At 71.5% G+C, this 7,012-nt stretch carries 8 protein-coding genes and 3 tRNA genes; 5 read left to right on the top strand and 6 right to left on the bottom strand.

The window, feature by feature from the left end; all coding sequences use genetic code 11:
- Positions 1-339 precede the first annotated feature (339 nt).
- A complete protein-coding gene (locus ACZ5ON_RS09635; RefSeq protein ID WP_465588131.1) occupies positions 340-615 on the top strand; it encodes a tyrosine-type recombinase/integrase in 276 nt (91 codons plus the stop codon).
- 270 nt (positions 616-885) lie between these two features.
- Here the strand turns inward: ACZ5ON_RS09635 and ACZ5ON_RS09630 are convergent, their stop codons facing one another.
- From ACZ5ON_RS09630 to ACZ5ON_RS09610, 5 genes are all read right to left on the bottom strand, one after another.
- Positions 886-1,431: a Uma2 family endonuclease gene (locus tag ACZ5ON_RS09630; protein WP_465588128.1), complete on the bottom strand. Its 546-nt coding sequence runs from the start codon at positions 1,429-1,431 to the stop codon at positions 886-888.
- A gap of 351 nt (positions 1,432-1,782) precedes the next feature.
- Positions 1,783-1,859 (bottom strand) — tRNA-Phe (locus ACZ5ON_RS09625).
- A 27-nt stretch (positions 1,860-1,886) separates the two neighbouring features.
- Positions 1,887-1,960 (bottom strand) — tRNA-Asp (locus tag ACZ5ON_RS09620).
- A 56-nt stretch (positions 1,961-2,016) separates the two neighbouring features.
- A tRNA-Glu gene (locus tag ACZ5ON_RS09615) sits at positions 2,017-2,089 on the bottom strand.
- A 133-nt stretch (positions 2,090-2,222) separates the two neighbouring features.
- Complete coding sequence (locus ACZ5ON_RS09610; RefSeq protein ID WP_465588686.1) at positions 2,223-2,564, bottom strand: metallopeptidase family protein; 342 nt, start codon at positions 2,562-2,564, stop codon at positions 2,223-2,225.
- A 147-nt stretch (positions 2,565-2,711) separates the two neighbouring features.
- On the opposite strand from ACZ5ON_RS09610, the gene crcB (ACZ5ON_RS09605) reads away from it, so the two are divergent.
- From crcB (ACZ5ON_RS09605) to crcB (ACZ5ON_RS09595), 3 genes are read left to right on the top strand one after another with little or no spacing between them, the layout of a single operon-like run.
- A complete protein-coding gene (crcB, locus tag ACZ5ON_RS09605) occupies positions 2,712-3,227 on the top strand; it encodes a fluoride efflux transporter CrcB (protein ID WP_465588125.1) in 516 nt (171 codons plus the stop codon).
- A gap of 12 nt (positions 3,228-3,239) precedes the next feature.
- Positions 3,240-3,596, top strand: coding sequence for a DUF190 domain-containing protein (locus ACZ5ON_RS09600; RefSeq protein WP_465588122.1), 357 nt, complete (start codon positions 3,240-3,242; stop codon positions 3,594-3,596).
- A 14-nt stretch (positions 3,597-3,610) separates the two neighbouring features.
- Positions 3,611-3,985, top strand: a complete 375-nt coding sequence (gene crcB / locus ACZ5ON_RS09595; protein ID WP_465588683.1) for a fluoride efflux transporter CrcB — start codon at positions 3,611-3,613, stop codon at positions 3,983-3,985.
- A 369-nt stretch (positions 3,986-4,354) separates the two neighbouring features.
- Here crcB (ACZ5ON_RS09595) and ACZ5ON_RS09590 read toward each other — a convergent pair whose 3' ends face one another.
- Positions 4,355-4,783 (bottom strand): hypothetical protein, encoded by a 429-nt coding sequence (locus ACZ5ON_RS09590; RefSeq protein ID WP_465588117.1) that lies wholly within the window; start codon positions 4,781-4,783, stop codon positions 4,355-4,357.
- 204 nt (positions 4,784-4,987) lie between these two features.
- On the opposite strand from ACZ5ON_RS09590, the gene ACZ5ON_RS09585 reads away from it, so the two are divergent.
- The coding region (locus tag ACZ5ON_RS09585) for a DEAD/DEAH box helicase (RefSeq protein ID WP_465588112.1) at positions 4,988-7,012 on the top strand (2,025 nt) is incomplete at its 3' end.

Below are 7,012 nucleotides of genomic sequence, written 5' to 3'. Positions count from 1 at the left end.
ACCTCTGCCCCCTCGATCGCGGTGCGATAAAGGGGGGTTAGAAGGGGGCACACCCCAAGGGAGCGTAAAACCGGGACCGCGGCGCTCGGCCGGGCCGCCCGCCCCGCCCGAGCCCTGGGGGTGTCCCTCACCGCCGATGGTTAGCGGATCCAGCGCGGTGGCGCGGCCGAGTGCGGCATCGAGGTCTAAGGGCGCCGACGACCCGCAGCAACCGGGAGACCTCGGATCTGCTCGACGGTGCGTGGCTGCTCGGGTTCCATCGCCGCTTACTGTCTGCCTTGGCCTTGACGGATTCCATCATCGAGGATCGGCATTCCCGCTAGATGATCGATTCCAAGGTTGCCGGCGCCGTACGCGGTGCGGTTCACCCGGCCGGGGTCGGGGGTGGACGGGTACTGGCACGCCACTCGGAAGCGGGCGGGCCTGGACGGCTTCCGCTTCCACGATCTCCGGCACTCGTTCGTGTCGCTGCTGCTTGACCTGGGTGTCGCGCCTCACACCGTCCGCGAGATGGCCGGGCAGAGCGACTTGCGGATGACCCTCGGCGTCTATGCGCATGCCTCGACGGAGGAGAAGCGGCGGGCACTCGATCGGTTGGCTGATCTGCTGGGCTGATCGGTCGTAGCCGTCAGACTGACGTCAGGAAGCACGAGAAAGCCCCCGGCTAGTGATCTAGCTCGGGGGCTCTGTGCTGTTCAGCACTGGTGGCCAGGGCCGGGGTCGAACCGGCGACCTTCCGCTTTTCAGGCCAAGCCGGGCAGTCGAAATACCCCGGTGCGGGTGGGTTCTGCTGCTCGTGGAAGCGCGGCTTCGGGCGCCGTCGTCCATGCCGGTTGGCGTCAGCGTCGGCGTCAACCGGTGGAGCTTCGCATGTGCTGGCTGTGCTCAGTAGGGGAGCAGGCCGGTCGTGATCAGCTCGAAGTCGAACGGCTCCGGGATGTGGATGGTCTCGCCGAACGCGATGTCCTCACGGCGGTGGTACTTCGTGCCGTCGGGTCGGCTGAAGAGCGTGACCGCCTTCTCCCTTGCGTCGATCACGAGGTAGAGGGGGATTCTCATGAGCGGGTAGTCCCGTACCTTCCCCACCCAGTCGTTCTCCGGGTTGGACGGTGAGACCAGTTCGACGGCAATCGCGGCAACCTCGGCAGGAACCTGGTTGTCCCTGGTCGTGAGTGCATCGTCCGGCAGGTACGTCAGGTCGGGATTGCGGCTCTTGCCGACATTGGGCGAGACGAGGTCCGTGTTCTCGCTGGGCAGTAGTCCTGCCGGGGCGTACGCGTCGAACTGGCGGCGCACCACCAAGAGATTCCGTTGGTGAATACCCGAGGGGCTGACCATCATGACGATGGTGTCGCCGGAGAGTTCGACCTTGAACCCGTCTGGCAGGCTCCTGCGGGCCTCTTGAAGGAGCGCGAAGTGCTCGGGGTTCATTCGCGGCGCCCTCCGGGTGAGTCAGCTGATGCTCCAGCCTAGTCGGCGAGTTCGCCGTTGGCCGAGTCTTTCATCTCCGCGTCAGGTTCAGCCGAGAAGTGCACGGGTCGGTCCCGGTCGGTAGGCGCGGCAGCTGACTGTGGGCGTATGTCTGCCCCGGCTCGACGGATCCCGTCATCGAGGATCGGCGGCCAGGCGTCGCCACAGCAGTCCGTCCCGCTTGTCGGGGCTCGCCGAGAGACACCAGCGGCTCGGGCAGAGGACGGTGGCCGTCCGCCGTTCGTTGGCGTCAAACGGCACGAAAAAGCCCCCGTAGCGGGATGCGCTCGGGGGCTCTGTGCTGTTCAGCACTGGTGGCCAGGGCCGGGGTCGAACCGGCGACCTTCCGCTTTTCAGGCGGACGCTCGTACCAACTGAGCTACCTGGCCGTACTACACCGTCTCTTGCGAGACGAGCGATCCCGACGGGACTTGAACCCGCGACCTCCACCTTGACAGGGTGGCGAGCTAACCAACTGCTCCACGGGACCTTGCACGGTATTTCTCCGCGCAGGCCTTGCGGCACTGACTTTACTACGGTACTGCGTGCCCCCAACGGGATTCGAACCCGTGCTACCGCCTTGAAAGGGCGGCGTCCTGGGCCACTAGACGATGAGGGCTTGCGGCCCTTCCGGCTGTTATCCAGCGTTCGGGGACGTCGAGAAGCATATGGGATGCCGGGCACGAACACCAAAACGGATTCCGTCCGGGCGAGGCGGACCGTCAGAACGGGCCGCACGGACGGGGTCGGGGTCAGGACCAGCCGAGCTCGTGGAGCTCGTGGTCGTCGAAGCCGAAGTGGTGGGCCACCTCGTGGATCACCGTGGTGCGGACCTTCTCGACGACCTGCTCGCGGGTCTCGCAGTGCCGCAGGATCGGGTCCCGGTAGATCAGGATGCGGTCCGGCAGCACGCCCGCGTACCACTCGCCGCGCTCGGTGAGCGGGGTGCCCTCGTACAGCCCGAGCAGGTCGGCGTGGTCCGGATCCGGTTCGTCCTCGACGAAGACGGCGACGTTGTCCATCATGGCCGCGAGCTGCGGGGGGATCTGGTCCAGGGCATCTGCGACCAGCGTCTCGAACTCGTCCCGGGTCATCTCCACCGGTCCATTGTCGGACGACGGGTGACGCGTTGCCAGATGATCGGCGGCGGCGGTTCCCGGTGGCGGGGCAGTCCCGGTGGGTGAGCGGCCGTGCGGGGCGGCCACCGGCGAATCACCCAGTCGTCGGTGATTCACTGGAGTGTGGGTTCGCAGCAGAGCAGGCAGCAGCAGGGGCGGGGGACGGCCGCGCAGGTGAAGCGGCGGCCACCGGTCCTCCGTGGGCAGGGCCCGGCGGTGGCCGTGGTCGCGCTCGGCGGGATGCTCGGTGCCGCCGCACGGTACGCCGCCGGCCTGCTGTGGCCCACCGCGCCGACCGCCTTCCCGTGGACCACGCTGGTGGTGAACGTCGTCGGCTGCGCGGTGATCGGCGCCTTCCTGGTGCAGATCACCGAGGGGCGGACGCCGCACCCGCTGCTGCGCCCGTTCTTCGGCACCGGTGTGCTGGGCGGGTTCACGACCTTCTCGACGTACGCGGTGGACGTGCGCCGCCTGGTCGGTCACGGGCAGACGGCGCAGGGACTGGCGTACCTGGCGGGCACCCTGCTGGCCGCGCTGGCGGCCGTCTGGGGGGCGTCGGCGCTGACCCGGCGGCTGCGGGCGGTGTGGCAGGCCCGGGGCGCGGCCGGGGCGGGCCTGCGGGCCGAGCCCCGCGAGTGATCGGAGTGCGAAATGACCAGGCTGACGGGTGTCGCGCTGCGGCTGACGGTGTTCGTCGGGGAGAGCGACATTCGGCACCACCGGCCGCTGTACAGCGAGATCGTCCACCGGGCGCACGCCGCGGGGCTGGCCGGGGCCAGCGTCTTCCGGGGCATCGAGGGCTTCGGGGCCTCCTCGCTGGTCCACACCGCACGGCTGCTGTCGCTCAGCGAGGACCTGCCGGTGGCGGTGGTGATCGTGGACACCGCCGAGCGGATCCGGGCCTTCCTGCCGGAGCTCGACGGGCTGGTCGAGGAGGGGCTGGTGACGCTCGAGGAGTGCGAGGTCATCCGGTACGTCGGACGGAGCAGGGCGAAGGAGGCGGAATGAGTGCCGCGACGCTGGTGAACTGGCTGCTGGTGCTCGCCGGGGCCGCCGTCGGTGCGCCGCTGCGCTATCTGACGGACCGTGCGGTGCAGGCCCGGCACGACACGGTCTTCCCCTGGGGGACCTTCGCGGTCAACGTCGGCGGCTGCCTGGTGCTGGGGCTGATCACGGGAGCGGTGGCCGCCGGAGCGGTCGGCTCGCAGGCGCAGCTACTGCTCGGTACCGGCCTGTGCGGGGCGCTGACCACGTACTCCACCTTCTCGTACGAGACGCTCCGGCTGGTCGAGAGCGGGGCCGGGCTGCTCGCGGTGGCGAACGTGGCCGGGAGCCTGCTGGCCGGTCTCGGCGCGGTCTGGGCGGGGACCGGGCTGGCGGACGCGCTCTGGGCCTGATCGGGGCAGGGGCCCCGCCGGCGGCGGACGCTGCCGGTTCACCCGTCCGGCCCCTGGCCAGATCCCGGTGCCGGACGGCCATCGACTCGTCCGCTGCCCGTGTCCGGGCGGCTTCGCGCGCGTTGGGCACCGTGAGCGGAGCGTGCGCGGGCGGCCGTCCCAGGCCGGCCCGGGCGGGGCGGGCAGGAGAGGTGGCTCGGTGATGGCAGGGCGGGTGAGGGCCGGGCGCGTGGTCCGGGTGGTCGCGGGGGGCAGCGGGGGCCGCCGTCCGGGCGGGAGTGCGCGGGCCCGGGTGGCAGGTTCAGTGGCGCTGGCCCTGGCCGGGATGGGGATGGCCGGGTGCATGTCGGTCGGGGCGGGTTCCGCCGATCAGCCCGGCACCCAGCCGGTCGGGCAGACCGAAGTGATCGGGAAGGCCGGAGCCAGCGGCGCGCCGGGCAAGGCCGGCAGCGGCCTGCGGGTGGAGCGTCCCGGTGAGCACGGCTCGTCCGGTGAGGCGCCGGCCGCCGGGGGTGCCGGGGCCGCGCCGGGAGCGCCGGCACCCGGGGCCACCCCGCCGCCGGTCGCCGGGCAGCCGGGGTCGACGCCCGGCACGGAGCCGGGCGGCGCCCCGAGCGGGAGCCCGGAGACCCGTCCGAGTGAGCCGAAGCCTCCGGGCCCGCCGAGCGCGTCTGCGTCCGCCTCCTCGGCCGCCCCGCCCAGCACCGCCCCGAGCACGCCTGCGCCGCCGCCAACCACGAAGACGCCGGACCCTTCGCCGAGCGGCAGCCGAACGGTGGCCCCGACCGGCGGATCCACCGGCCGTTAGCGCTGTGGCCAGTGCATTTGCCTTGGATCCGGAGGTTCCTCTATGGTGGTAGATCGTTCGTTTGATCCATTTGACTGGCGCCCTGTTCCCATCTGGCGCCCTTGGCGCGTTCCGGCGATCCGTGGCTGACCGCATAGAGGCGGTTGTGAACAGAACCCCGGACTTAGGCGCGTGCCACTTCCGGAAGGTTTTGAATGTCTCTCATTGACGACGACCGCTTCGCCATGCCCGCGAACGGTTCGGACGCCGATGTTCCTGCCGCCGCCGACTCCACCGAGATCGCCGAGACCGCCGACGCGGAGACCGCCGAGCCCACCGTCACCTTCGGTGACCTGGGCCTGCCGGACGAGGTCGTGCGCGCCCTCGCCAAGCGCGGCGTCACCACCCCGTTCCCGATCCAGGCCGCGACCATCCCGGACGCCCTGGCCGGCAAGGACGTGCTGGGCCGCGGCCGTACCGGCTCCGGCAAGACGCTGAGCTTCGGTCTGCCGCTGCTGACCCGCCTGGCCGACGGCGAGCGCACCAAGCCCAAGCACCCGCGCGGCCTGATCCTGGTGCCGACCCGCGAGCTGGCGATGCAGGTCGCCGACGCCCTGGAGCCGTTCGGTTCGGTGCTCGGCCTGCGGCTCAAGGTCGTCTGCGGCGGCACCTCGATGTCCAACCAGATCTACGCGCTGGAGCGCGGTGTCGACGTCCTGGTCGCCACCCCCGGCCGCCTGCGCGACCTGATCAACCGCGGCAGCGCCAAGCTGGACGACGTCCAGGTCGCCGTGCTCGACGAGGCCGACCAGATGGCCGACATGGGCTTCCTGCCCGAGGTCACCGAGATCCTCGACCAGGTTCCGGCCGGGGGCCAGCGCCTGCTGTTCTCCGCCACCCTGGAGAACGAGATCGACACCCTGGTCAAGCGCTACCTGAACGCCCCGGTCACCCACGAGGTCGACCCGTCGGCCGGCGCCGTCACCACCATGACCCACCACATCCTCGTGGTGAAGCCCAAGGACAAGGCGCCGATCACCAACGCGATCGCCGCCCGCAAGGGCCGCACGATCATCTTCGTGCGCACCCAGATGGGCGCCGACCGGGTCGCCGAGCAGCTGATCGAGGCCGGCGTGAAGGCCGACGCGCTGCACGGCGGTATGACCCAGGGCGCCCGCACCCGGGTTCTGGGTGACTTCAAGGACGGCTACGTCAACGTGGTGGTCGCCACCGACGTCGCCGCCCGCGGTATCCACGTGGACGGCATCGACCTGGTCCTCAACGTGGACCCGGCCGGCGACCACAAGGACTACCTGCACCGCTCCGGCCGTACCGCCCGCGCGGGCCGCTCCGGCACCGTCGTCACCCTGGTGCTGCCGCACCAGCGCCGCAGCGTCTTCCGCCTGATGGAGGACGCCGGCGTCGACGCCGGCCGCCACATCCTGGACCACGCCTTCGACCCCGAGGTCGCCAAGATCACCGGCGCCCGTTCGCTGATCGAGGTCCAGGCCGAGTCCGCCTCGGGCATCGCCGGTGCCGCCGAGCGCGAGGTCGCCGAGATCACCCGCCAGCTGGAGCGGGCGCAGAAGCGCGCCGCCGAGCTGCGCGAGGAGGCCGACCGGCTGGCCGCCCGGGCCGCCCGCGAGCGGGCCGAGCTGGGCATCGAGGACGAGGTCGAGGCCGCCGCCGAGGAGGGCGGGGCCGACGCCGCCGGGACCGTCGCCGCCGAGACCGGGTCCGCCGCTCCGGTGGCCGAGGCCACCCGTACCCCGTCGTACCGCGAGGCGCGCGGCGAGCGTGCCTCCTACGGCGACCGCGACCGTGGGCGTGAGGACCGCGGCTTCGGCCGGGACCGCGACCGGGAGCGTCCGTCCTCCGGCCGCGACCGCGGTGACCGTGGCTTCGGCCGGGACCGCGACGAGCGTGGTGGCCGTTCCTTCGGTGACCGTCCGGCCCGCTCCTTCGGTGACCGGGACCGCGGTGACCGTGGCTTCGGCCGGGACCGCGACGAGCGTGGTGGCCGTTCCTTCGGTGACCGTCCGGCCCGCTCCTTCGGTGACCGTCCGTCCTTCGACCGCGACCGCGGTGAGCGCGGTGGCCGTCCGCAGGGCGGCTTCAACCGCGACGACCGCGGCGGCCGTTCGTTCGGTGACCGGGACCGCGGTGACCGTGGCTTCGGCCGGGACCGCGACGAGCGTGGTGGCCGTTCCTTCGGTGACCGTCCGGCCCGCTCCTTCGGT

It is taken from the genome of Kitasatospora sp. NPDC032150, assembly GCF_055579945.1.
This window is presented reverse-complemented; position numbering and strand designations above follow the sequence as displayed.

Coding starts and splice junctions, on each gene's coding strand:
- ACZ5ON_RS09630 (WP_465588128.1), bottom strand. CDS start 1,431: ATGAACCCCGAGCACTTCGCGCTCCTTCAAGAGGCCCGCAGGAGCCTG.
- ACZ5ON_RS09610 (WP_465588686.1), bottom strand. CDS start 2,564: ATGACCCGGGACGAGTTCGAGACGCTGGTCGCAGATGCCCTGGACCAG.
- ACZ5ON_RS09600 (WP_465588122.1), top strand. CDS start 3,240: ATGACCAGGCTGACGGGTGTCGCGCTGCGGCTGACGGTGTTCGTCGGG.